This window comes from Psittacicella melopsittaci (assembly GCF_003585925.1).
In the GTDB taxonomy this organism is placed as follows: Bacteria; Pseudomonadota; Gammaproteobacteria; order Enterobacterales; family Psittacicellaceae; genus Psittacicella; species Psittacicella melopsittaci.
Genome location: NZ_NRJH01000084.1, coordinates 1 through 1900 on the forward strand (window position 1 = coordinate 1; position 1900 = coordinate 1900).

A 1900-nucleotide genomic window follows, 5' to 3' on the forward strand; every position below is an offset into this window, starting at 1 on the left:
TATCATTTGCAAGTTTTGCCCATAAAAAAACTGTCGACCTAGTCGACAGTTTCTGTATCTCCTAAAGCAAAAGTATTAGCTAGAGGAGATTTTAAATAGGCTGCATAATTCCCATTAATAAAATTACGGTCATTACGCTTAATTAGAGTTCCTTGCTCTTCAAGATCGCTTATTATCCCTTTATAAATCTCGCCATTGAGATCATAGTTGAGATACTGAGCTAGACCCTTGTCTTTTAAGCTACCACTGAAAATAAGCTCATCACTTACAACAAAACGATAAAACTCAGGCGTTACTAATTCTTCGGTATTATAACCTCGAGCATTACTATCGATTGTTCCTTGATAAACCTTATCATTCCAGAAGTCAATGAGATTAACCATCTCTTGTTCATCTACAGTAGCACAAGTATAGATATTATCTTTATGATTATTAAAGATAAACTCATTACTTTTTAGCTCTCGCATTTGGTTACCACGTAAAGTAAACTGATTCTGGCTAATATCTTCACGGTTAAGAACATTAAACTCAGGGGTATTGTTCACTACAATAAAGTTAATGCCATAACGCTTACCTTGGTTAAGGAGATAAACTAAAGTAGCTAGAGTATAGTTAGGTACATTTAAAGTAACACAATGTGCTACCATTATATGACTTATACCATCGATAAAGACATAGAGAGGACGTATAGCATCTAGTTTATTTTCCGAATAAAGATTTCCTAAACTTAAGAAATGATTATAGTTAATATAGTCACCTGCATTAAGCTGCGTACAAAGACGACGGCGACGAATTAACTCGGCATAAACCAAAGCTATTAACTCTTGCACTTGATCCTGCATTAATACAGGATGAATAAAGTGCGGTAAGTCATTTAACTTAAACATTTGATGACGCGAGTCATCACAATAAGCTAAAAACTCTATCTGCTCTGGAGTATTAGTGTAAGCTAACCCCATCATAATCTCGCTGAGTAAATTAGCTTTCGCCTCACTCGAAGAACCAACAATTAAAGTATTACTTTGTTCGAATTTTACTTTAAATGGATGAGCATTTTTATCAAGACCAACACCAATGGTATTTGTTCCTGGTTCATAGTCAGTGAACAAATCAATGAGGTTTACACTTGTATTTATAAATCTATCAACGTAGATTTTTTGGCTCTTTTCGTCAAAGCTTGCTTTTAACTTACGGCGATCAAAACGACGGTTAAAGTCTTTAACAAAGCGTTTAGCATCTTCACCTGGAAGAAGCTTAATTTCGTATCTATGAGCATCAGCAATTTTTTGACGCCCAAGAATTTGAGCTCCATGCGTTACCTTATCTAAACTTTGACGGAGAAAACGCACATAGTCATTTAATTGCTTATTGTCATCATCGAAAATTTGTGAAGGTAAAAGAATTTCCTTACCAGGGAGATTGCTTGCTTTTTTCTCCTGAGCTTTTTGCATAAGGTTACTTAAATTAAACGCCCCTTGCCCTGCATTCGCAAAAGCCTGGGTTAATTTAGAGTCTGCCTCTGGCTCAGGAGTAGGCTCTGGCTCATGATTTTGTGCTGATCCAAAAATTGATCCTGTTTTAGTTCTTTGATCTTTACTAAATGGATCTTGGTATTTAACTTTACTTGGCTCACTATCTAAGAAAGAAAAGTCTATTTCGCCTTTATCGTTAATTACCTTAGGTTCAGTGCGACTACCCACTAAAGGTAAACCCTCATAAGCTAATTGCTCTTCAGGTAAATCTAAATCTGAGTCAACTTGTGCTCCAGGTGTTTTTAAGCCTGTAGCCTCTTCGCTTGAGCTTTGCGTTGGAGCTGGTTCTGCCTCAACTTGTTCAGTTGTTTCTGGTTCAACTACTTCTGGCTCAACTACTTCTGGCTCAACTACCTCAGGTTGAACTA

General features: G+C 36.5%; 1 protein-coding gene. It reads right to left on the reverse strand.

Annotated elements, in window-relative coordinates:
• Positions 1–38: 38 nt before the first annotated feature.
• On the reverse strand, positions 39–1900 hold a 1862-nt coding region (locus CJP74_RS07790; protein ID WP_147397072.1), incomplete at its 5' end, for an FtsK/SpoIIIE domain-containing protein.